Source organism: Nitratiruptor sp. YY08-26 (assembly GCF_016593215.1).
Taxonomy (GTDB): Bacteria; Campylobacterota; Campylobacteria; order Campylobacterales; family Nitratiruptoraceae; genus Nitratiruptor; species Nitratiruptor tergarcus.
Genome location: NZ_AP023063.1, coordinates 1,220,157 through 1,241,200, shown reverse-complemented (window position 1 = coordinate 1,241,200; position 21,044 = coordinate 1,220,157). Strand labels below are relative to the sequence as shown.

23 protein-coding genes are annotated in these 21,044 nt (G+C 36.7%); 16 read left to right on the top strand and 7 right to left on the bottom strand.

Annotated elements, in window-relative coordinates; all coding sequences use genetic code 11:
• The first annotated feature begins 37 nt into the window (after nt 1-37).
• Both JG738_RS06665 and JG738_RS06660 read left to right on the top strand, forming a co-directional pair.
• Entirely contained in the window at nt 38-346 is a 309-nt protein-coding gene (locus tag JG738_RS06665) for an MTH1187 family thiamine-binding protein (protein WP_201337145.1), read from the top strand.
• Nucleotides 347-366: 20 nt separating this feature from the next.
• Nucleotides 367-546: a DUF6726 family protein gene (locus tag JG738_RS06660; protein ID WP_201337144.1), complete on the top strand. Its 180-nt coding sequence runs from the start codon at nt 367-369 to the stop codon at nt 544-546.
• On the opposite strand, the gene pdxA is transcribed toward JG738_RS06660, so the two are convergent.
• From pdxA to tgt, 3 genes are read right to left on the bottom strand one after another with little or no spacing between them, the layout of a single operon-like run.
• A complete protein-coding gene (pdxA, locus tag JG738_RS06655; protein ID WP_201337143.1) occupies nt 533-1,456 on the bottom strand; it encodes a 4-hydroxythreonine-4-phosphate dehydrogenase in 924 nt (307 codons plus the stop codon). The genes JG738_RS06660 and pdxA overlap by 14 nt on opposite strands.
• Complete coding sequence (locus tag JG738_RS06650) at nt 1,434-2,231, bottom strand: pyridoxine 5'-phosphate synthase (RefSeq protein WP_201337142.1); 798 nt, start codon at nt 2,229-2,231, stop codon at nt 1,434-1,436. The genes pdxA and JG738_RS06650 overlap by 23 nt, the downstream gene beginning before the upstream one ends.
• Nucleotides 2,228-3,349: a tRNA guanosine(34) transglycosylase Tgt gene (gene tgt, locus JG738_RS06645; RefSeq protein WP_201337141.1), complete on the bottom strand. Its 1,122-nt coding sequence runs from the start codon at nt 3,347-3,349 to the stop codon at nt 2,228-2,230. Before tgt ends, JG738_RS06650 begins: the two co-directional genes overlap by 4 nt.
• Before the next feature lie 22 nt (nt 3,350-3,371).
• Between tgt and JG738_RS06640 the strand changes: the two genes are divergently transcribed.
• From JG738_RS06640 to JG738_RS06595, 10 genes are read left to right on the top strand one after another with little or no spacing between them, the layout of a single operon-like run.
• Nucleotides 3,372-4,778, top strand: coding sequence for a COG3400 family protein (locus tag JG738_RS06640; RefSeq protein ID WP_201337140.1), 1,407 nt, complete (start codon nt 3,372-3,374; stop codon nt 4,776-4,778).
• Between the two features lie 49 nt (nt 4,779-4,827).
• Nucleotides 4,828-5,877 carry a 3-dehydroquinate synthase gene (gene aroB, locus JG738_RS06635; RefSeq protein WP_201337139.1) on the top strand — a complete coding sequence of 350 codons (1,050 nt, stop codon included), beginning with the start codon at nt 4,828-4,830 and terminating at the stop codon, nt 5,875-5,877.
• Nucleotides 5,871-7,484, top strand: a complete 1,614-nt coding sequence (locus tag JG738_RS06630) for a mechanosensitive ion channel domain-containing protein (protein ID WP_201337138.1) — start codon at nt 5,871-5,873, stop codon at nt 7,482-7,484. The genes aroB and JG738_RS06630 overlap by 7 nt, the downstream gene beginning before the upstream one ends.
• On the top strand, nt 7,481-8,713 hold the full coding sequence (gene mtaB / locus JG738_RS06625) for a tRNA (N(6)-L-threonylcarbamoyladenosine(37)-C(2))-methylthiotransferase MtaB (protein ID WP_201337137.1): 1,233 nt from the start codon (nt 7,481-7,483) through the stop codon (nt 8,711-8,713). Before JG738_RS06630 ends, mtaB begins: the two co-directional genes overlap by 4 nt.
• Nucleotides 8,676-10,361 (top strand): AAA family ATPase, encoded by a 1,686-nt coding sequence (locus JG738_RS10505; RefSeq protein ID WP_370583681.1) that lies wholly within the window; start codon nt 8,676-8,678, stop codon nt 10,359-10,361. Before mtaB ends, JG738_RS10505 begins: the two co-directional genes overlap by 38 nt.
• Entirely contained in the window at nt 10,348-10,866 is a 519-nt protein-coding gene (gene bioV, locus JG738_RS06615; RefSeq protein ID WP_201337135.1) for a pimelyl-ACP methyl ester esterase BioV, read from the top strand. The genes JG738_RS10505 and bioV overlap by 14 nt, the downstream gene beginning before the upstream one ends.
• A gap of 29 nt (nt 10,867-10,895) precedes the next feature.
• A complete protein-coding gene (locus JG738_RS06610; RefSeq protein ID WP_201337134.1) occupies nt 10,896-11,306 on the top strand; it encodes a VanZ family protein in 411 nt (136 codons plus the stop codon).
• Nucleotides 11,299-11,832, top strand: coding sequence for a molybdopterin adenylyltransferase (gene mog / locus JG738_RS06605; protein WP_201337133.1), 534 nt, complete (start codon nt 11,299-11,301; stop codon nt 11,830-11,832). Before JG738_RS06610 ends, mog begins: the two co-directional genes overlap by 8 nt.
• Entirely contained in the window at nt 11,832-12,035 is a 204-nt protein-coding gene (locus JG738_RS06600; protein WP_201337132.1) for a hypothetical protein, read from the top strand. The genes mog and JG738_RS06600 overlap by 1 nt, the downstream gene beginning before the upstream one ends.
• Entirely contained in the window at nt 12,025-12,189 is a 165-nt protein-coding gene (locus JG738_RS06595) for a hypothetical protein (RefSeq protein ID WP_159445329.1), read from the top strand. Before JG738_RS06600 ends, JG738_RS06595 begins: the two co-directional genes overlap by 11 nt.
• Here JG738_RS06595 and JG738_RS06590 read toward each other — a convergent pair.
• Both JG738_RS06590 and JG738_RS06585 read right to left on the bottom strand, forming a co-directional pair.
• Nucleotides 12,183-12,641: a Fur family transcriptional regulator gene (locus tag JG738_RS06590; RefSeq protein ID WP_201337131.1), complete on the bottom strand. Its 459-nt coding sequence runs from the start codon at nt 12,639-12,641 to the stop codon at nt 12,183-12,185. The genes JG738_RS06595 and JG738_RS06590 overlap by 7 nt on opposite strands.
• Nucleotides 12,631-12,945 carry a hypothetical protein gene (locus JG738_RS06585; RefSeq protein ID WP_201337130.1) on the bottom strand — a complete coding sequence of 105 codons (315 nt, stop codon included), beginning with the start codon at nt 12,943-12,945 and terminating at the stop codon, nt 12,631-12,633. The genes JG738_RS06590 and JG738_RS06585 overlap by 11 nt, the downstream gene beginning before the upstream one ends.
• Before the next feature lie 66 nt (nt 12,946-13,011).
• Between JG738_RS06585 and metK the strand changes: the two genes are divergently transcribed.
• Nucleotides 13,012-14,187 carry a methionine adenosyltransferase gene (gene metK / locus JG738_RS06580; RefSeq protein ID WP_201337129.1) on the top strand — a complete coding sequence of 392 codons (1,176 nt, stop codon included), beginning with the start codon at nt 13,012-13,014 and terminating at the stop codon, nt 14,185-14,187.
• Here metK and JG738_RS06575 read toward each other — a convergent pair.
• The gene (locus JG738_RS06575) at nt 14,176-14,751 is read right to left on the bottom strand and encodes an isochorismatase family protein (protein WP_201337128.1); all 576 of its coding nucleotides are present in this window, start codon (nt 14,749-14,751) and stop codon (nt 14,176-14,178) included. The two genes, metK and JG738_RS06575, sit on opposite strands and share 12 nt — an antisense overlap.
• Before the next feature lie 51 nt (nt 14,752-14,802).
• On the opposite strand from JG738_RS06575, the gene JG738_RS06570 reads away from it, so the two are divergent.
• On the top strand, nt 14,803-16,140 hold the full coding sequence (locus JG738_RS06570; RefSeq protein ID WP_201337127.1) for a nicotinate phosphoribosyltransferase: 1,338 nt from the start codon (nt 14,803-14,805) through the stop codon (nt 16,138-16,140).
• On the opposite strand, the gene JG738_RS06565 is transcribed toward JG738_RS06570, so the two are convergent.
• Nucleotides 16,127-18,469 carry an AAA family ATPase gene (locus JG738_RS06565; protein WP_201337126.1) on the bottom strand — a complete coding sequence of 781 codons (2,343 nt, stop codon included), beginning with the start codon at nt 18,467-18,469 and terminating at the stop codon, nt 16,127-16,129. The genes JG738_RS06570 and JG738_RS06565 overlap by 14 nt on opposite strands.
• A 70-nt stretch (nt 18,470-18,539) precedes the next feature.
• Between JG738_RS06565 and JG738_RS06560 the strand changes: the two genes are divergently transcribed.
• Nucleotides 18,540-19,325, top strand: a complete 786-nt coding sequence (locus tag JG738_RS06560) for a hypothetical protein (protein WP_201337125.1) — start codon at nt 18,540-18,542, stop codon at nt 19,323-19,325.
• Nucleotides 19,322-21,043, top strand: a complete 1,722-nt coding sequence (locus JG738_RS06555; protein ID WP_201337124.1) for a molybdopterin-dependent oxidoreductase — start codon at nt 19,322-19,324, stop codon at nt 21,041-21,043. The genes JG738_RS06560 and JG738_RS06555 overlap by 4 nt, the downstream gene beginning before the upstream one ends.
• Nucleotide 21,044 lies beyond the last annotated feature (1 nt).

Genomic DNA, 21,044 nt, shown 5'->3' with positions numbered 1-21,044 from the left:
TTTTTCCTTTATGAAATTATAGAAAAAGGGAGCTTAAATGAGTGTATTAATGGAGATTGCAATGTTTCCAACAGATGTAGGAGAGAGCAAAAGCAAATATGTTGCTGAAGTATTAAAGGTGATTGAGGAGAGTGGACTTCCTTATCAACTTACTCCTATGGCAACTATTATAGAAGGTAAGAGCATGGAGGAAGTAACAAGTCTTATTCCAAAGATGTATGCAGCATTAGAGAAAATGGGTGTTGGAAGAGTCTATAGTGTTGTGAAGTTTGATATTCGTCCTGGCAAAGAGAATCGTTTACAACAAAAGATTGAGTCTGTACAAAAACATCTTTCTCAAGGATAGTTAATATGTAAGGAATAGTAATGAAAAAATTGCTTGTATTTCTAGTTATTGTATTGATGTTTAGTGGTTGTGGCATTGGCTCAATTGTGGCAGCACCTTTTAAAGTAACAGGTGCTGTGGTAAATATAGTTGCGCCACAAGCTGTAGGAAATACCATTGCAGGAGTGGGTGATGTAGCTGAAGATGCTATTCCTTTTTGAGATGTGAAATCGCATACTGGCAGGCGTTAAGGTAGCTGGTATTGTTGGCGAGATTTCTATAGGCTATATCAAATGCGGTACCGTGATCTACTGATGTACGTAAAATTGGTAAATTGAGGCTTACATTGATGCTCTCATCAAAATAGAGCGCTTTGAGTGGTGCGAGTCCTTGATCATGATACATTGCTACAATATGTGTGAGATTTTTGCGAAAATTTGGTGTGAAGGCAATATCTGGAACAACTGGACCAAAGAAGGTCTTTGTACTCAAAGCTTTATTTGCATCTTTTATCGCTTGAGTAATAATTTTTTCTTCATCTCCTAAAACGCCATTATCACCGGCATGAGGATTGAGTCCAAGGACTGCAATAGGTAATGCAGGCTGAGTCTCTTTGTAAAGGGTTACAAGAAATTTTTTTAGTTTCTTTTTTTTAATTTCTTTTGGTACTTTTTTGAGTGGAATATGTTCAGTAAAGAGGGCTACAAAGAGTTTTTCGCACCCAAGCATCATAATAGCATCTTTTTTGAAGCGTTTGCGGAGGTAGTCAGTATGCCCTTTATATACTATGCTAGCTTTTTTCCAGGCTTCCTTATTAATAGGAAGTGTGACAAGGGCATCACAAATACCGCTATATGTAAATTCTACAGCTTTTTGGAAAGAGCGGAAACTATACTGACCACTTTTTTTGCTAACTTTTCCAGGTTTTATTGTAAAATTACCATCAATATATTCTACTTCCATATCTTTTGGCAAAGAGAGTCCCAATAAATCCGCAGCTTGCTCGAGCATATCTTTGTTAGTAAAATAGAGAGGTTGGCACCACTTTTTTATGTCATCATGAGATTTTATTGCAATTTCAGCCCCAATGCCATTGAGATCTCCTATACTAATCGCAATTACGGGCTTCACGTAAAAGCTCCTTCATTTGTGAAACTGCTTGCTCAAAACCAACCCAGATACTTCTTGCGATAATGCTTTGGCCTATGTTAAGTTCTACGATTTGTGGAATTTGAGCTATACGGATGACATTTTGGTAATTAAGTCCATGCCCTGCAGCAACGAGAAGGCCTGCCTTTGAGGCATAAATAGCTGAGTTTTCTAGATCTCCTATCGCTTTTGCAAGTCTTTCTTGAAGTTCAGAGCGAGGGAGTTCAAGATTTTTAATGGAATGGGGGGTAGAGCGAAGATTACTGTAAAGCATTGCATATATATTTGCATATTCTCCCGTGTGAAGTTCTACCATATCTGCACCTGTATCGGCACATGCAGCAATTATCTCAAAATCGGGATCGATAAAAAGTGATACATCTATTTCATGATTTTTCAACTTTTCTACTACTTGGAGGATTTTATCAAAATTACTTATGACATCAAGCCCCCCTTCAGTTGTAACCTCTTCGCGTTTTTCAGGTACGAGAGTTGCACGGTGAGGTTTTAAGGCGCAGACAATCTCGATAATCTCTTCGTCGATACTGCATTCCATATTGAGAGGCAAAGGAGAGAGCTGTGCAATTTTTTTTGCGTCATTGTCATTAATATGGCGTCTATCTTCACGCAGATGAATTGTAATTTGATCTGCTCCTGCTCTTTTAGCAACTCCTAAAGCCTCTATGGGGTCGGGATCATTGATGCGTCTTGCTTCTCGTAGCACTGCGATATGATCGATATTGACTCCTAGTTTCATTGGCTTCTCCTTGCATAAAAATCTTTTTTAAATGTAGCATAATCTCCTTGAATTATGGCTTCTCTTGCATCTTTGGTAAGTTGCAAATAGTAGTGGAGATTGTGAATGGAAGCAAGACGGTAATATGTTAACTCTTTAGCGCGAAAGAGGTGATTGAGATAGCCTCTAGAGTAGTTTTGGCAAGTGTAGCATGAGCAGTTTTCATCAATTGGGCGAAGATCTTTTTTAAAGCGTGCTGCTTTGATATTGAGTCTGCCAAAAGTAGTAAAGATTGTACCATTGCGTGCATTTCTCGTTGGCATAACGCAATCAAACATATCTACACCTCGATCAATAGCTTCAACTATATCTTCTGGTGTTCCTACGCCCATGAGATAGCGAGGTTTATTGGCTGGCATAAACTGTGTTGTCCAGGCCACTGTATCGTACATTGCTTGGCTCTCTTCTCCTACACTAAGACCACCAATGGCATAACCATCAAAATCAAGTGCTGTAAGCTCTTGTGCACTTTGGCGGCGAAAAGCAGGATCTACACCTCCCTGTATGATTGCAAAGATATTTTGCGTTCTTCCAATACCTCGCTCTTGCATCTTTTTGTGGTAGATAATGGATTCTTTTGCCCATTTTGTTGTTCGTGCTACAGAGAGTTTGAGGCGTTCTTTTGTAGCTGGTAAAGCTATGAGATCATCGAGGATCATCATAATATCACTACCAAGATTATATTGGATATCAAGAACCTTTTGGGGGGTAAAGAAGTGGCGTGAGCCATCAATATGGCTTTGAAACTCTATTCCTTCATCATTTGCTTTGCTTATGTCGCTAAGACTAAATGCTTGGAACCCTCCGCTATCAGTGAGGAAGCTGCGATTATACTTCGTAAAACCGTGGAGTCCTCCAAACTCTTTGACTATTTCATCTCCCGGACGTAAATAGAGATGGTAAGTATTTGCAAGAATTATGTGTGTATCAAGTAGATCTGTGAGATCTCTTGTATCGAGGGCTTTTACGCTTGCAGCGGTTCCCACAGGCATAAATACAGGGGTTTTTATGGTAGAATGATATGTTTTAATTGTAGTAGCGCGTGCGTTTCCACACGTTGCATCGAGCGTAAATTCCACAAATATCCTTTAAAGGCAATATGTGCAAGTTGATGTTTTGATTTTGGCTGACGGTATTGTAGCAAAACACCTCTTACAAAGAATTGTCAAAAACTATGTAACAACCAATAGATATCATGTTGTCTATATGGATGATAGTATAAAACCAGATATAGATAATGAAAATTTTCTCTTTTATAAATTGGATCCAACCTCTTTTGTAAAACTTTCACAACTTTTTAAAAGAAGATTCACAGAAGTTGTTATAGTCCTTGCGAATAAGATTGATACTCTTGCATCATTTGAGAATGTACGTAAACTCGATCCCAATGTTACAACAGTCATATTAGATAGATGGGATTTGCAGATTGAAGGGAAGAATTTTATCAGGCTTGATGCCAATGAGATTCTTGCAAATAGAGTTGTAGATCACTTGCCAAATGTTCCGGTCATTGCCCAAAATGTAGGTTTGGGTGAAGGTGAAATAATGGAGGTGTTGGTTCCATTTGGCAGTGCTTATGTCTATCGGCATGTGGGATCTATAGAGCAAAAAAATTGGAAAATTGCAGCAATTTATCGCAATAACAAACTCATACTTCCTACACCAGATCTCATGATCTATCCAAACGATCTTTTGCTGCTTATTGGTGAACCATCAGTTCTAAAAGAGGTCTTTAAATCGATAAAGAGAGAAGTGGGGCAGTTTCCTATGCCGTTTGGTCTCAACTCCTATCTCTTTATCGATATGGAGGCACTGAGTACAAAAAGTCTGCGTCACATGGTACTTGGAGCAATCTATGTCCATAAACGTTTTAAAGATAAAAAACTTATTATTCGTATCATTAATCCAAATAATTTGGAGTTTTTGGATTTTATACGCAAGTATGATAGTGAAGATGTAGAAGTAATCATAGATTATTATGGCAAAGAGATTTTTACACTTATGAAAAAAGATATGAAATCGTTTAGAGTCGGGCTCTTTATCACACATGCTTTTTTATTTGAAAAGAGTAATTTTAGAAAGTTTCTCTACACACTCTCTATTCCTGTTTTGGCTCTATCAGATAAGTCGATGGATAATCTTAAAGAGGTGGGACTCATTCTTAGCAAAAACTCAAATGTAGAAAAAATTTCATCAATCGTTTTTGATATTGCGATCCAGCTCAAACTCTCTTTGAAACTCTTTCAATATAGTGAAGAAGAGAAAAATGAAAAAGTGATAGAGCATTTTGAAAATCTAGCTACTATTTTTTCTAAGCCAATAACTATTAAAAAGAGTAAAACAAATCCTATACGAGAAATTATTCAAAACGAAAATAATATTTTAATGGTCTATCCATTTAGTAAAAAAGTAGCTGATGCTAAAATATGGAATATATTTTGTACCGATCCCGAAGCTCTTTTTTATAGACTTAATCAGTATCCTCAAATTTTTATTCCAACCTCATAAAACTCTTAACAACTTTTCTCTATAATTAAAGAAAAAGTTGAGGTTTTGCATGCAAGTAGATATTTCATTGAAAAAGAGAGAAGATAGAAGTTATACCATTTTTATTGAGCCTATTGAAAAGATTGGAAATCTCTCAAAAGCAGTAATAGTAACCAATCCAAAAGTTGCGGGACTCCATTTGGGCTATCTGCTTCCAAAAATTGAAGCAAGCGAGCTCTATATTGTAACGCTGCCAGATGGAGAAGATTACAAAAATGAGCAGGCGTTAAACTATCTACTTGAGAGACTTTTTGATCATAAAATTGATAGAAAATCGACGCTTATCGCTTTTGGTGGGGGTGTTATAGGAGATATGACAGGATTTGCTGCTGCGATATATCAAAGGGGAATCGATTTTATACAGATCCCTACTACATTACTTAGCCAAGTAGATGCAAGTGTTGGTGGAAAAACAGGTATCAATAACCGTTTTGGTAAAAATCTTATAGGAGCGTTTCATCAACCAAAAGCAGTCTATATAGATACACATTTTCTTACTACCCTTCCTCAAAGAGAGTTTGCAGCAGGTGTTGCAGAAATTGTAAAGATGGCGGTAGTTTTTGATAAAGAGTTTTTTGCTTGGTTAGAAGAGCACGATTTGCATGATGAAGAGCATCTCAAATATGCAATTAAGCGATCTGTAGAGCTTAAAGCTACAATTGTTGCTAAAGATGAGCGAGAAGGGGGAGTGCGAGCAAGCCTCAATTATGGGCATACATTTGCACACGTTATTGAGAATGAGACAAATTATAAACGATTTTTACATGGTGAAGCGGTTGCAATTGGGATGGTGATGGCTAATGAGCTTGCAAAACTAATGGATCTCATGAGTCAAGAAGATGCTCAAAGAGTTAAAATTCTTCTTAAAAAATATAACCTCCCTACATGCTATGAAATCAAAGATGTTGATAGTTTTTATGAGCACTTTTTTCTTGATAAAAAGACGCAAGCAGACAAAATCAAGTTTGTTTTGCCAAGAGGAGTTGGAGACTTTGTGATAACAGACAGCGTACCAAAAGAGAGAGTTTATGAGACACTCAAAAGGTTTACTCGATGCTAAAGTATCTTTTACTATTTCTTTTGCAAGTGCACCTTCTCTTTGCTGGGCAGAGTGTTAAACATGAGACAAATACTACACTACAAAATGAGCAAGTAAATCAACAAGAAATAGCAGATTATGAGCAGAAACTAAAAAATCTCAAAAGTGAATTTAAAGAAAATATATGGATTAAAAAATATGAGAACTATAAAACGTACTTTAAAATAAAAAAACAACTAGATGTAGTAGAAAAACAGCTCAAAAGAGCAAAAAGATATAGAAAAAAAGAACTTATAAAAGAGCTACAGAGTAAAAAAGAGACGTTGCAAAATCAGTTAGAGCTCCTGAAGGAGTATCAAGAATCCCCTTTTTTGGAACTTCTCAAACCCCAAGAGATTCCAAAAGCTCCTGTCATAAAAAATCCCTTCAATTTGATAACAGCATTTTCATATATCAAGCAGCTTAATAGTTCAAAGGAGTATTACAAGCAAAAACTCAAAGACATGGAGGCTGCGTTAGAGCTTTTAATAAAAAAATATGAGATTATTGCAAAACTTGCCGAGCTTACTAAAAATCAAAAATATATAAATGAAAAAAAGGAGCTACAAAAAGAGATTACTGATTTTCAAGATTCTTTGCATATAGCAAAAGAGACACTTTCAGTCTATACAAGAAAAATTGAGGAAAATATTCTCAAAATTACTGAGGAGATTAAACTCCAAACAGAAAAAGCAGCATATATAGCTGCAATCATTATTGGTCTTTTACTTCTAAGTCTCATACTCAAATGGATAATTGCACGCTATATTCAAGATAATCAGCGTGCATATATGGCAAATAAGATTATCAATTTTAATCTAGCGATTCTTATAATCTTAATTTTACTCTTTGCTTACATAGAAAATGTGAACTATCTTGTAACCATTTTAGGTTTTGCTTCAGCTGGTATCGCGATTGCAATGAAAGATATGTTTATGAGTCTTCTTGGATGGATGGTCATAGTTTTAGGAGGCTCTATTCATGTAGGAGATCGCATAAAAGTGACAAAAGAGGGGAGAGATTTTGTTGGTGATGTAATTGATATCTCATTGCTGCGCATTACAATATTAGAAGATGTGACACTTACAAGTTATCTTCATAATATTCGTTCAGGTAGAATTATTTTTATTCCAAACAACTATGTATTTACAGATTTAATTGCTAACTATACACATATGGGACTTAAAACTGTATGGGATAATATTAATTTTAATATCACTTTTGATTCAAATCATAAAAAAGCAGCCCATATCGCCAAAGAAGTTGCAAGAAAATATGCTAAGGGATATACCGATATTGCAAGAAAACAGCTTAATAAACTTCGCAGTACCTATCATCTTAAAAATACAAATGTTGATGTGAGAGTCTATACCTTTGCGGAGGAGTATGGTATTCGAGTAAGTCTATGGTATATGACAAACTCCTATGCTACATTGACTTTGCGCAGTACTATCTCAGCCGAGATTATTGATACATATCTTAAGGAGCCTGATATTATCCTTACATATCCTGCACAAAAAATTCTCTTGACAAAAGAGGATTTTAGTGCTAAAACCCTTCCAGAAAATGTAAAAGAGGAAGAGGTGTGAAAGTCTACTTTAAAACTTTTGGATGTAGGACGAATCTCTTTGATACGCAAGTAATGATGAGCTCACTAAGAGATTTTACGCTCACGCAAAATGAAGAGGATGCTGATATTGTTGTTGTAAACTCTTGTACTGTGACAAATGGAGCTGATGGGAGTGTGAGAAACTATATCAATCGGCTCAATCGTAGTGGCAAAAAGATCTATCTTACAGGATGTGGAGCTTTTACAAAAGGTGAAGAACTTTTTAAAACAAAAAAAGTAATTGGTGTCTTTGGACATTCAGAAAAGACAAAGATAAATGATTTACTCAAAAAAGAGCACTTCTTTGAGCTCGGTGATTTAGAAAGTGTTGATAAAGCTATTGTCAGTGAATTTGTAGGAAAGAGCAGGGCATTTATCAAAATTCAAGAGGGGTGTGACTTTCGCTGTAGCTACTGTATTATTCCTTATGTAAGAGGAAATGCAAGAAGCATGGATGAAGAGCTTATCCTTGAGCAGATAAGACTCTTGGCAGCCAACGGATTTGGTGAATTTATCTTTACAGGTACCAATGTTGGAAGTTATGGTAAAGATAGTGGTAGCTCTTTGGCTAAACTTTTAAAGAGGGTCTCTCTCATTCGAGGTGTACGTAGAGTAAGAGTTGGTTCTATTGAGCCGGTACAGATTGATGAGGAGTTTAAAGAGATTTTAGATGAGCCATGGATGGCCAAACATCTCCATATCGCTTTGCAGCATACGAGTGATAGGATGTTAGAGATGATGAATAGACGTAATCGCATAGCAGAGGATTTGCCGCTCTTTGAAGAGATAGCATCACACGGGTATGCAATTGGAACAGATTTTATTGTAGGGCATCCTGGTGAGAGTGAAGAGGTTTTCAAAGAAGCTGTGGAAAATATAAAAAAGTTTCCTCTTACTCATATACACCTCTTTACCTACTCTAAGCGCGATGGTACTCCTGCAGCTACTATGAAAGAGCAGGTGAGAGGAGATGTTGCTAAGAGACGGTATAAAATTATTAAAGAGATTATTGAGGAGAAAAATAAAGCTTTTCGTATGAAAAAACTTCCATTGCAAGTGCTCATAGAGAGTAAAAAGGGTGAGTCCTACTTTGGACATGATCAATTTTTTAATCCTGTTTTTGTAAAAAGTGAGCTTGATTTAGAGGGAAACTGGATAGAGTTGCATGATTATGAAGTCAAAAAAGAGGGAAATTTTGCAAAATTTTAGAAAAAAATTGCTCATAACACTCTTTTCTTTTTTTATTCTGCTCCTTTTACTCGCTCTATTTGTCTATAAGTATGAAAGAGCATCTACTATCGATTATGCAACATATAAGACACTTTTACAAAATAAGATGATCGATGAAGCAAAGGTAGGTGATCGCTATGTCTATATTAAAAGCGGGGGGAGTGAATTTAAACTACCAAAAGAGGCAGTAGATCTTAAAGAGCTTTATAAGATTGCTCCTGTGCGAAGTGAGGATGTTGATTCGCAAACACTTATTGATATTTTTATGCTCATAATTCTTGGGTTTTTTATCGGATTTATTATCTTTTACTTGCGACGTCAACAGCGTGAGCCAATTCCTCTAAAGCATGAGATCCAAATTGCGCCAATGGAGCAGCCTGAAGAGTTTAAATCAAAAATAGTCCCACAAGTGAGCGATGTAACTTTTAACGATGTTGCGGGTATTGATGAGGTTAAAGAGGAGCTTGAAGAGATTATCGATTTTTTGAAAAATCCACAAAAGTATCTCGATTTTGGTGTGCGGATGCCAAAAGGTGTCTTGCTTGTAGGCCCTCCTGGAGTGGGAAAGACGCTCATAGCAAAAGCTGTTGCAGGTGAAGCTGGTGTGCCATTTTTTTATCAAAGTGGAAGTGCTTTTGTACAGATTTATGTAGGAATGGGAGCAAAGAGGGTACGAGAGCTTTTTAAAAAAGCAAAAGAGATGGCCCCCAGTATCATCTTTATCGATGAGATTGATGCAGTGGGAAAGGCACGAGGAGGATTGCGTAATGATGAGCGTGAAGCAACGCTTAATCAACTCCTTACTGAGATGGATGGATTTGAGGGTGCAGAAGGGGTTATAGTTATTGGGGCTACTAATAAGATTGAAGTGCTGGATGAAGCCCTCTTGCGTCCTGGACGATTTGATAGGCGTATTTTTGTATCGTTGCCAAATAAGGAGGAGAGAAAAAAGATTTTAGATATCTATTTACAAAAGATTCCTCACAGTGTTGATGTAGAGATTTTAGCACATATGAGTGTGGGATTTAGTGGTGCTGCCCTTGCAAGTTTTGTCAATGAAGCTGCTTTGCATGCACTACGAAAAGGAAAAAAGATTGTTGAGCTTGAAGATTTTGAAGCAGTAAAAGAGAAAGTACTTTTTGGTAAAAAGAAGGTGCTTGCATATAGCGAAAAAGAAAAAGAGATCCAAAGCGTCTATCAAGCTGCAAAGGCACTTGCAGCCTACTGGTATGGGATAGAGTTTGATAAACTCTCTTTAATAGGTGGGTATATCAAAGATATAGATAAAGAGATCTTATCTAAAAGCGAATATCTTGCAAAAATTAAAGTCTATTTAGCTGGGTATGCTGCGCTGCAAGTTATATATGATGAGGAGTTTTCTAATAGTGCAGGAGATCTCAAAAGTGCAAAATCTTTAGCTGAAGAGATGGTTACTGTGTATGGTATGGGTGAGCATCTCTATGCAGATATAAATGAAGCTGTTAAAATTATTGAGAGTGCATTGGGTGAACTCAAAGAGTATATACAAAATCACAAAAAACTGCTTTTAACACTTGCGCAATATTTACGAAGCAATGAAGCGATAAGCAAAGAGGATATTCAAAGACTAAGCAATGAAATACTTTAGTGGCTTTGGATTTAAAAACGAAAAAGTGCTCTTCTTGTCATATCTGCAAAGAGGAGATTTTGTTGTAGCTGGTTTTAGCCGAGGAGCACAAAAAGCTGTGCAAGAGGCTCTAGCAATGATAGAGCAGGGTAAGAGAGTTGATACTTTGCAACTGCTCTCTCCAGCATTTTTTAATTATCTTTCAAAAGAGCAAAAGCATAAAGAGATCCTTACTTTTGTGAAAAATAAAGATGCATATCTGCACTTTTTTTATAAAAAGGTTCTCTATCCAGCAAAAATTGATGTAGATAGGTTTAAAACAGAAGCAAGTCTAGGCGAGCTTAAAGAACTTCTTCTCTATGAATGGAAACAAGAGGATTTAGAGCTATTGCAAGAAAGTGGAGTAGCAATTGAAGTCTATCTTGGTGCCCAAGATAAGATTGTAAATGCTGACAAAGCAAAAGAGTTTTTCACTCCATTTGCACAAGTATATCTCATCAATAATGCAGGGCATCTTCTTCGATGAAAATTTTCAAATTACTCTTTTTTTGCTGTTTGTTTCTCTTTTTACTTCTTTCTATCACTCCTCATGCGCAAAGCAGCTATGCAATTCAAACTCAGCATTTGCAAAAAGAGGTGCTTTTCGTTGAGCATTTTGCATATATGGGAGAGAATATATTAGGTGCCTACAGTGACAAATATCGCCATATTCTAGCCTTTTTGCTTCTTGGTATACTTTTTGATTTGAGCTACTTTTTCACTGTGTATAAAAAAATAGCATTTCTTATTTCTTATGGGATCTTTATAGAATTAGTACAAGTTTTTGTACCATATAGAGAAGGGGATCTCTTTGATATAATTATCAACACATCAGCTATATTTTTTTACTTTTTTATAACAAGAGTAGTCTTGAAAAACTATTTTCATAAATGGTACATGGAGTATCAAAGGAGCATAAGTGGATAAGATAAGAATTGGTGTTGTAACTGCAAGTGATAGAGCAAGTGCAGGTATTTATGAAGATATTAGTGGCAAAGCAATTATGGATACAATGCAAGAGTATCTTAAAAACGATTTTGAAATAGTTTATCGCTGTATTCCTGATGAGTTAGAGGAGATTAAAAAGGCTTTGAGAGAGCTGTGTGATGAAGAGGAGTGTGCTTTAGTAGTAACTACCGGAGGAACAGGTCCCGCACCGCGAGATGTAACTCCAGAAGCTACAGAAGCTGTATGTGAAAAGATATTGCCTGGCTTTGGTGAGCAGATGCGAGCTGTGAGTTTGCAGTATGTACCTACAGCAATTCTTTCACGCCAGACTGCAGGTATTAGGGGTAAGAGTCTTATTATTAATCTTCCTGGAAAACCAAAAAGTATTCGAGAGTGTCTTGATGCAGTCTTTCCAGCTGTTCCGTACTGTATCGATCTTATTGGTGGTCCATATATTGAGACAAATGAGGATGTAATAAAAGCTTTTAGACCAAAGAGTAAATGATGAAAATCGTTCCAAAGTATAAAGAGTGTATGGAAAAGCTTTTACAAGAGCTTGAGAATGAGTTCATGCGCATTATAGCAAATCCAAAGCTGGATAAGAAACAAAAAAATATCCTCACAAAACCGCTTGTGACAAAAAAGCAGATTTTGCTTAATACTTTAGAATCGCTAACTATGATAGAGAGGAGAGAGGATGAAGAGTAAACATTGGCGTCTTATTCCTATGTATCTGCTTGCAGCCTTTTTAGTGGGCTCTATTCTTTTTATTTTTGTGGCACCTATCTATATGGTCAATAAAGTACAAAGTGATGCCAAAAAACCAAAAGAGCAAAGAGAGCTTATTTATAAGCCTCATTGATCCTTTTTTTGACACTCCTCACAAATACCATACATGTTCATTTGATGTGTGATAAGTTTGAAATTCTCTTTTTTTGCTATCTCTTCTTGAAGCCTCTCTAACTCTTCATTGAAAAACTCAATAATTTTTCCACATTTGATACAGATCATGTGATCATGATGCTCTCCGCGATTGAGCTCATACTTTTTTCCTTCACTGCCAAAAGAGATAGAGCTTACAATATCCTCACTTTCTAAAAAAGAGAGGGTGCGATAGACTGTTGCAAGACCTATGGAGGTGTTTTCTTTTTTTACCTCTTGGTAGATCTCTTCTGGAGTGAGGTGGTTTTTGGCATTGAAAAGGACTTTGAGAATCTGCTCTCTTTGGCTTGAATACTTCAGTCCACGCTTTTTAACGATCGTTTTTAACTCATCAAGGTAGAGTTCAAGATCTTTTTGTTTTTCAGCACTCATGGAGAGGATTCGCCTTTAAAATCTCTATTGGTATCTCACTCCCATCGCTACATTTTCCATATTCGCCACGCTCAATTTTTGCAAGAGCTTTTTTGATCTGCTTTTTCTCTTCCATTAATCTTTTAAGAAGCGCTTTGTCACTGTCATTGAGAGTCTCTAGCTCTGCTAAATCTTCTATATCATCAATATTTTCATATGTAGCGATCTCTTCAAGTTCATTGCAAAGCATATTTATATCACTCTCTACCTTTTCGAGTCTATTTTCTAATGCTGTTTTTATTTCAAGCAATTCGTTTTGATTCATTACCCCTCCTTTTTAGAGTAATTATAACCAAATTCAAGATATAATTTAAACAAAAAAGGATGATCTATGTATCTCTTTGCATGTGAGTCTGTCTCTGCAGGACATCCTGATAAATGCGCTGATATTATTGCAGATAGGATTGTGGATAAACTTCTCTCAATCGATCCCAATGCTCGCGTTGCTACGGAAGTTTTTGTAGTAGATAAGAATGTAATTATTGGTGGTGAAGTAAGAGTTTGTAAAAAACTTGATAAAGATTTTTATATAGAGTGTGCAAAAGAGGCATTAGAGTATATAGGTTATCCTGAGAGTGGATTTAATCAAGAGGAGACTATCTATCCTGAACTGCTTCACTATGAAGTTTATGTACATGAGCAGTCATCAGAGATTGCTCAAGGTGTAGAGCAAAGAGAGGATTTTGGTGCTGGAGATCAAGGAATGATGGTGGGATATGCTACAGATGAGAGGGCTGATTTTATGCCCCATGCAATTATGATAGCTCGCCAAATGCGTGATATTCTCTACAACAACGCAAAACTGCATCCAGAACTCTTTGGAGTTGATATCAAAACAGAGGTTGTACTCGATTATGGGACAAAGGAGAATTTTGATAAGGGGCTGTTCGAGCGCATCGATACCATTGTTGTTGCACAATCTCATAGTCGCAGTATAGATGAAGAAGAGGTGAGAAAAAGGGTAAAAGAGCTTTTGTACAAGGGAGCTTTTGTATCATTTATTGATAGTAAAACGAAGTTTATTATTAACGGAACGGGAAGTTTTATTACCCATGGGCCTATTGCAGATTCAGGACTTACAGGAAGAAAAATAGCAGTAGATAACTATGGAGCTTACGCACCGATTGGAGGTGGAGCGCAAAGTACCAAAGATTATACAAAAGTTGATAGAAGTGCCCACTATGCTGCAAGATGGCTTGCAAAACATATAGTTGCAGCTAAACTTGCAAAAAAAGCACTGGTAGAAATTGCCTATGTCATTGGACAAGCACGCCCTTTGAGCCTTATGGTAAATACATTTGGTACAGGGAAAATGAGTGATGAGAGGCTCTCGCAACTGCTATTTGAACACTTCCCCCTCACTCCTCGCTGGATTATGGAGAGATTTTCTTTGCATAAGCCTCAAGGATTTAGCTATATGGAAACAGCCGCAAAAGGACAAGTAGGATATGAACACTATCCTTGGGAGCAGCTTGATTATCTAGATTGGTTTGTTTCACTTAGCTAAATCATTATAATCTATAAGGATGCCTCCATTTGCGATGACCTCCTCTTTTGCTTCTTCCTCTTGCATAACACCTTTGATGGCATCATTAAGTATAAAAGCTATATAGCCAAGATGGAGAGCTCCAAGAGCTGTATGTTTGACGCAAAAGTCGGTTGCTACGCCACAGATAAAGACTCTTTGTCTCCCTCTCTCTTGCAATAAACTATGTAAAATAGTACCTTGAAATCCTGAATATGCATCAAAATCTTCTGTAGTGCCTTTAGAGATTATAAATTTATTGTCTTGAGGAATCAAAAGATCCTGTGCAAATGCAGCGCCTGGGGAATTGGCTACGCAGTGTACTGGCCATCTGCCTCCATGTGTTTCAAAGGAGAGATGGTTGCTTGGATGCCAATCTCTTGTGAAAAATATTGGGAGAGATTTGTTTGAAAAGAGTTGAATATATCTGTTAATTGTTGGAATAATTTTATCACCATCTTTAACAGGTAGTGCTCCTCCTGGCATAAAATCTCTTTGCATATCTACTACAATCAATGCATCTTTGGGAGTTAGTTTAATTTTCATAGCAAACTCCTTGGGTATAATGTATAAGCTATTTTATCACAAGGAGTGTTGATGCCATTTGGTTTTGTGTGCGAAAAAGATTTTCCCTTGCTTTGCGACCTCTATGAGCTTACAATGGCACAAATCTATTTTAAAAAAGGGATGAACCAAAGGGCTGTATTTGATTTTTTTATTCGTCCAAACAAAAAAAGAGTCTACTATGTAATGGCTGGTTTGGAGCAGCTTTTATACTATTTGGAGCATTTACGTTTTGGCGAAGAAGAGATTGCATACCTGCGCTCTTTAGAAATTTTTGAAGAGGAGTTTTTAGAGTATCTTAGCCATTTTCGCTTTAGTGGAGAGGTGTGGGCAGTAGAAGAAGGAGAGATTGTCTTTGCTAATGAGCCTCTTGTAAGTGTAAAAGCTCCTTTGATTGAAGTGCAGATTATCGAGACATTTCTCATCAATACACTGCAGCACCCCATCCTTGTTGCTACAAAGGCTGCGCGCTGTTATAGCGTTGCGCAAGGTACAGTATTGGTTGATTTTGGTCTTCGCCGTGCACATGGAACTGATGCAGGAATGAAAGCTGCTAGAAGTGCATACATTGCGGGTTTTGCTGGCACATCTAATATGCTTGCAGGCAAAAAGTTTGGTATTCCGGTCGTTGGAACAATGGCACACTCCTTTATCTTAGCGCATAAAAATGAAATAGAAGCCTTTAAAGATTTTTTAGCACAATATCCCGAGAATGCAGTTTTACTTGTTGATACTTTTGATACACTGCAAGGTGTAAAAAACGCTATAGAAGCAGTGAAGAGTATGGGTATGAAGCATTTTAAAGGCATAAGACTCGATAGCGGAGATATAGCAACTCTTGCAGTGCGAGCAAGAAAGATGCTAGATAATGCGGGATTTAGGGATGCAAAAATTATTGTCAGTGGTGGGCTCAATGAGTATAAAATAAAAAAGTTACTAGAGCAAAAGATCCCAATTGATGGATGGGGTGTGGGAACGGAGCTAGTAGTGAGTGCTGATATGCCTTATCTTGATTGTGCATATAAACTAGTAGAGTATGCAGACAAGCCAAAAATGAAACTGAGTCCCCATAAAGTTACTCTTCCAGCACAAAAGCAAATTTTTCGTTTTGAAAGCGGTAGAGAGTTTCAAAAAGACATTATAGATCTTTTTGATGCATCTCATGAAGGATCGAAAAAACTGCTGCAAAAAGTAATGGATAATGGAGAAATCTGCTACGAGCTTCCAGCTTTACAGCAGATACAGGAGCGTTTTAAGCACAATATAACAATGTTGCCCAAAAAGTTTTTAGACATTACATCTGATGAACCATACGTTCCACAGATTGGAAAAGCCTTACAAGATCTGTGCGAAAAACTTAAGACTCCATAATTTTTTTCAGCTCTTCTCCATCAATCATCTCTTTTTGAATAAGTGCTTGAGCTACTTTTTCTATTTTGTCCCAATGTTTATCTACCAACTGCTTTGTCTCTTTTGTGGCTTTTTCGATCCAATAAGCAATGCGCTCTTCTACCTTTTCTTTAAAGAGCTCTTTGCTCACATTTTGGTTGAGCGTATCGATATGTATATAGCCTATCTCCTCATCCATGCCAAAAGTTGCCACTAAATTATATGCTTCCCATGTAGCTTGCTCCAGATCTTGCATGGCACCTGTATCTTCGCCTTCTTCTGGGAATTTTTTCATTTTGGCTATGCGACCAGCAAGTGCTACGCAGATATCATAGAAGAGCTCTTGCTTTGAAACGTTGGAGATAAATTCATCGCTATAAGAGACAAAGCCAAGACTCTCTGCTCGTGGTGTAACAGTGACTTGCTCTATTTTAATATCTGGTAAAAGCAGATAACTCAAAACCGCATGACCAGCTTCGTGGTAGGCAGTTTTTTTGAGATCTTTTTCGAGATTTCTTATACGCTTTTTATCAATTTTTTGCCCATATTTGACATTATTGATCTGCTCTATGAGAATCTCTTCTGTGATGACTTTGAGATTTTTTCTAATTACATACAAAGCTGCCTCTTTGGCAATGCGTTGCATCTCATAGCCACTAAGCCCTGACATATAGCGAGCAACTTTATTAGGATCAATTTTACCATCATTTGGCATCTGTAAAATCTTTTGTATAAAAAACTTCCTCGCTTCCATATCGAGTTCTGGAACTTCAATGAGAATATCGATCCTCTCAGATGCAAGGAGATTTTTGTCAATACTATCTTTATTGGTTGCAGTAACTATAGTAAAGACATACTCATCATTTTGCACTGCATCTATTTCATGTATAAGTGTCTCATATGTAGGTAAGAGATCAGACTGTATATCGATTTCATCAAGAAAGACAATCGCTGGAGAGAACTCTTTTGCTTTCTCATAAGCAATATGAATGAGATTTTGATCAAATATATCCAAGCCTTGCAAAAGAACATAAGGCATATTTGCCTCTTTTGCAAATGCGTAAGCTAATAGAGTTTTGCCAACTCCTTTTGGCCCATAAAGCAGCATTCCTTTTGGCAAATTGATACCAAACTCTTTGACAAGATCTGGATTTTTTACAATTTTTATGATCTCTTTGAGACTATCTTTAACACTTTTTTGTCCTGCTATATCTTTAAAAGATATGGTAGAGTATCCAATTTTAGGCTTTTCTGTAGGAGAGATATAGTGTGGAAGTTTTTTTATATGTACTTTTTTAAGCGTAGCAATGGCAGTAGAGTTTTTTAAAGAAAAATCCCACTCTAAAGATATAGTTTCATTCTTTTTAATAAGTGTTTGCAAGAAGTTTTTATCTACTTTTTGTAAAAACTCTTTTGCCTCCGGTGCTACATCGAATGCAATTTTTTGTATATCAGGGAATTTTTCAAATATTTTATAAATGATATCTATGAGAAGATCAGGAATTTTTTTGCTTACACGTCGTGCATTGATATAGGGAGAAAAAGAGAGAGTCAAAAATGCTGGAAGTTTTTTATCATGAATTTCGATAGAAATAGCTAGTTGTTCTTGAAGTTGTCGTATACTTTTTTGCAAGGTTTGTGAAGCTATTTTTGTAATTGCTTCAAAACTAAGATGAGAAAAGAGGATAATATAGTTTTGTGCCATTGCTGAGAGAAGCTCAGGTGCAATAGCACTCTCTACAATATCGTAAATAAGTTTTGTCTCTTTCGCTATATATTCTATGATTTTTGCCTGAGCTTGAAGAGGATCTTTTTTGTAAAAGCGTAAAAAATCCTCTTTTTTGAGAAGATTTGATCCTGCAGTTGTAGTAAAAATAAAAATCATCTCTTGAAGTTGTGGAGCAGTTTTAATGAAGTTTAAAATGGCAAGCTGAATAATATTATCCGCTTTGTCAATATCTTTGAATACAACGATTGCTTTTGGAACTCTTCTGACAAATCCTTCAAGGGAACCGTGATGGCCAAAGAGTTTTTTTTGATCATTAGGATCTGTATATTCAGCCATATCGAATATTTTGAGATTATCATAGCCTGGAAGATTTTTTGCTAGAAGTTTTGCAAGATAGACTTTACCGCTGTTGTGAGGGCCAATAAATGTAAAGAGAGCTTTGAAATTTTGAGAGGTACCACTAAGCTCAATATGAAGCAAGGCATTAATAATATCTTCAATGGCTTGATCTTGTCCGAAAAGATGTTGTTTGAGAGATTTTTTTAGTGTTTCATATTTTTTAAATATAGTTTCTTTTTTCATTAAACTCCCATCATCACGATTGTATAATGAATTATAGTAAAATATGCTTCAATGAGACTAAGGAATGCGAATGAAAAAAGCTGCTTTGTTCTTTTTACCATGGATCCTTTTTGCCAAAGTCCATACGGTAAAAGTAGAGCCTTTTATGATCTACCACTATAAAGCTGCAGCAAGTGGCGAAGTGGTTTTAGCAAAAGATAGCAAAGAAAGCAGAGTTGTCGAAGATGAAGTACTTGTCAAATTAGATGATAAAATCGATAGGAAAACTCTTGCTATGCTGCAAAAAAAGTTGCAAGTTTTGGAAAAAATCATTGCAATAACCCGAAAAAATCTCCAAAATACACAAGAGATTATGCAGATAAAAAAGGGCAATTATGATCGTATAAAAGATCTCAAAACTAAATCTTCATTTGAAAAGAATATGCGAAAAGCAGAATATCTTGCAGCAAAAAGTAGTTACTTAAATCTACAAGAGAAGTTGCAAAACCTGTTGATACAAAAGGCTGATATAGAGCTACAAATCGCAAAAACCAAAGATACAATTGCAAAGAAGAGTTTGCGAGTGAGCGGTTATGTCTATAAAATCTATCCCAAAAGAGGTGATTTTGTCAATTTTGCCGCGCCACTTTTTGATATTGCAGATATATCAAGAGCAAAAGTGGTACTCTATCTCACACCAGAAGAGATGCAAGATATACAAAATAAGAAGATTTTTATTAATGGCAAAAGAAGTAGCGCGAGGTTTTATAAGATTCAAAGAATTACCGATCAAAACTATATAACGCAATATCGAGCCGAGGTTGTAATACCGGCACCAAAAATTTTTGGAAAATTTATAGAAGTGGAGATACGATGAAAACAGCTTGTCCATTAGATTGCTATGATGCATGTAGTGTTGTATTTGAGAATGGAAAACTTTTAGGAGACAAAGCACACCCTTTTACAAGGGGGCATTTGTGTTATAAACTCAATCACTATTTTGATTACCGACAGTTGCAAAGTGCCTACTTTGAAGGTGAGCAAATCAGTTTGGAAAAAGCTCTTGATATTTTGGAAGAAAAGATTAAAAGTAGCCAAGAGATCCTCCATTTTCGAGGAAGCGGCAATGTTGGAAAAATGCAGTCTATTACCGATCTCTTCTTTGCAAGTATTGGAGCAACTTTGACTGAGGGGAGTCTTTGCGATGCAGCGGGACAGTTTGGGATTGAGCAAGGGCGAGGGAAAAACCTCATTTTACCACTCGAGCAGATAGAAAAAAGTGAGCTTGTAATTGTCTGGGGACGCAATATCGGCTATACCAATCACCATATTTTGCCATATTTGCAAGGTAAAACCCTGGTTGTTATTGATCCAGTCAAAACAAATTTAGCCAAAAATGCAGCGATGCATTTGCAGATTACTCCAAGAACCGATTTGGAGCTTGCTTGTATGCTTGCACGCTTTGTTTATATGCAAAATAAAGAGGATGAAGCGTTTATTGAGGAGCATACTGAGGATTTTAATTTTTATGCCGATTTTATTAAAAGCTATCGCATGGTGCCAACAACAGAAAAAATTGGGATAGATTTACTTGATATTGCAACATTGGCTGAGCTGATGATGGAGATGAAAACTGTCATGTTGGTAGGCAATGGTGTGCAAAAGTATGCCCATGGCACGGGGGTTGTGCGTGCGATCGATTCACTTGCAGCAATGTTAGGACTCTTTGGAAAAGAGGGGTGTGGTGTAAGCTTCTTAGGTGATACTTCTCTTGGGCTTGAAGATCCGTTTAGAGTAAAAGCAAAAAGAGTGCCAAAAGCTGAAGTTGATTTTGGAGCGTATGATCTTTGCTTTATTCAAGGAAGTAATCCAGCCGTTACGATGCCAAATAGTAAAAGGGTACAAGAGGGATTGAAAAAGAGTTTTACGGTTGTTTTTGGACTTTATAATGATGAGACAGCACAGTTAGCAGACCTTGTCATTCCAGCTAAAAACTTTTTGCAAAAGAGTGATATTCGCTTTAGCTATGGACATGAATTTGTGGAGCTTATGCCAAAACTCCAAGAGAATGACAAAGCTTTGAGCGAATATGAGTTTACGAAAGAGATGTTTAAGCGGTTTGGACTTGGTGAACTAAAAGGGGAAGAAGAGTATATTAAAATATTTACAAAGCAGTTAAAGAAAAAGGGTGAATATTATGTTTTGCCTAGCTTTGAGGAGTTGCCATATAAAGAAGGTTTTGAAGAGCCATTTTGTTTTATCGATGAAGTGGAAGATGATTTTGATATCTTGCAAGAAGGATTTTATCTGATTACTCCAAAAGCCAAAAACGCCATTAACTCTCAATTCAAACGAGATCCATATCTCTATGTCCCGCTTCGTAGTGGATTGCACGACGGAGATAGAGTAGTAGTGAGCAGCGATTGGGGCGAGGTAGAGATGGAAGTGAGACTTTTAGCAGAGCTTCGAGACGACTGCGTTTTAGCATATGCAGGAAGTGCTATAAATTTTGTAACACCACCCCAAACAGATCAACATGGTAATAATGCGATTTTTCAAGAGGTGAAGGTAAAAATTCAGAAAGTAAAGGAATAAG

Excerpts from the sequence above, each read along its gene's own strand:
- JG738_RS06565 (WP_201337126.1), bottom strand. The coding sequence starts at position 18,469 with ATGAAAAAAGAAACTATATTTAAAAAATATGAAACACTAAAAAAATCT.
- JG738_RS06665 (WP_201337145.1), top strand. The coding sequence starts at position 38 with ATGAGTGTATTAATGGAGATTGCAATGTTTCCAACAGATGTAGGAGAG.
- JG738_RS06555 (WP_201337124.1), top strand. The coding sequence starts at position 19,322 with ATGAAAACAGCTTGTCCATTAGATTGCTATGATGCATGTAGTGTTGTA.
- JG738_RS06575 (WP_201337128.1), bottom strand. The coding sequence starts at position 14,751 with ATGAAAATTAAACTAACTCCCAAAGATGCATTGATTGTAGTAGATATG.
- JG738_RS06595 (WP_159445329.1), top strand. The coding sequence starts at position 12,025 with ATGAAGAGTAAACATTGGCGTCTTATTCCTATGTATCTGCTTGCAGCC.
- JG738_RS10505 (WP_370583681.1), top strand. The coding sequence starts at position 8,676 with ATGAAGTCAAAAAAGAGGGAAATTTTGCAAAATTTTAGAAAAAAATTG.
- aroB (WP_201337139.1), top strand. The coding sequence starts at position 4,828 with ATGCAAGTAGATATTTCATTGAAAAAGAGAGAAGATAGAAGTTATACC.
- JG738_RS06560 (WP_201337125.1), top strand. The coding sequence starts at position 18,540 with ATGAAAAAAGCTGCTTTGTTCTTTTTACCATGGATCCTTTTTGCCAAA.
- JG738_RS06590 (WP_201337131.1), bottom strand. The coding sequence starts at position 12,641 with ATGAGTGCTGAAAAACAAAAAGATCTTGAACTCTACCTTGATGAGTTA.
- JG738_RS06570 (WP_201337127.1), top strand. The coding sequence starts at position 14,803 with ATGCCATTTGGTTTTGTGTGCGAAAAAGATTTTCCCTTGCTTTGCGAC.
- bioV (WP_201337135.1), top strand. The coding sequence starts at position 10,348 with ATGAAATACTTTAGTGGCTTTGGATTTAAAAACGAAAAAGTGCTCTTC.
- JG738_RS06600 (WP_201337132.1), top strand. The coding sequence starts at position 11,832 with ATGAAAATCGTTCCAAAGTATAAAGAGTGTATGGAAAAGCTTTTACAA.
- metK (WP_201337129.1), top strand. The coding sequence starts at position 13,012 with ATGTATCTCTTTGCATGTGAGTCTGTCTCTGCAGGACATCCTGATAAA.
- JG738_RS06630 (WP_201337138.1), top strand. The coding sequence starts at position 5,871 with ATGCTAAAGTATCTTTTACTATTTCTTTTGCAAGTGCACCTTCTCTTT.
- JG738_RS06585 (WP_201337130.1), bottom strand. The coding sequence starts at position 12,945 with ATGAATCAAAACGAATTGCTTGAAATAAAAACAGCATTAGAAAATAGA.
- JG738_RS06650 (WP_201337142.1), bottom strand. The coding sequence starts at position 2,231 with ATGAAACTAGGAGTCAATATCGATCATATCGCAGTGCTACGAGAAGCA.
- JG738_RS06660 (WP_201337144.1), top strand. The coding sequence starts at position 367 with ATGAAAAAATTGCTTGTATTTCTAGTTATTGTATTGATGTTTAGTGGT.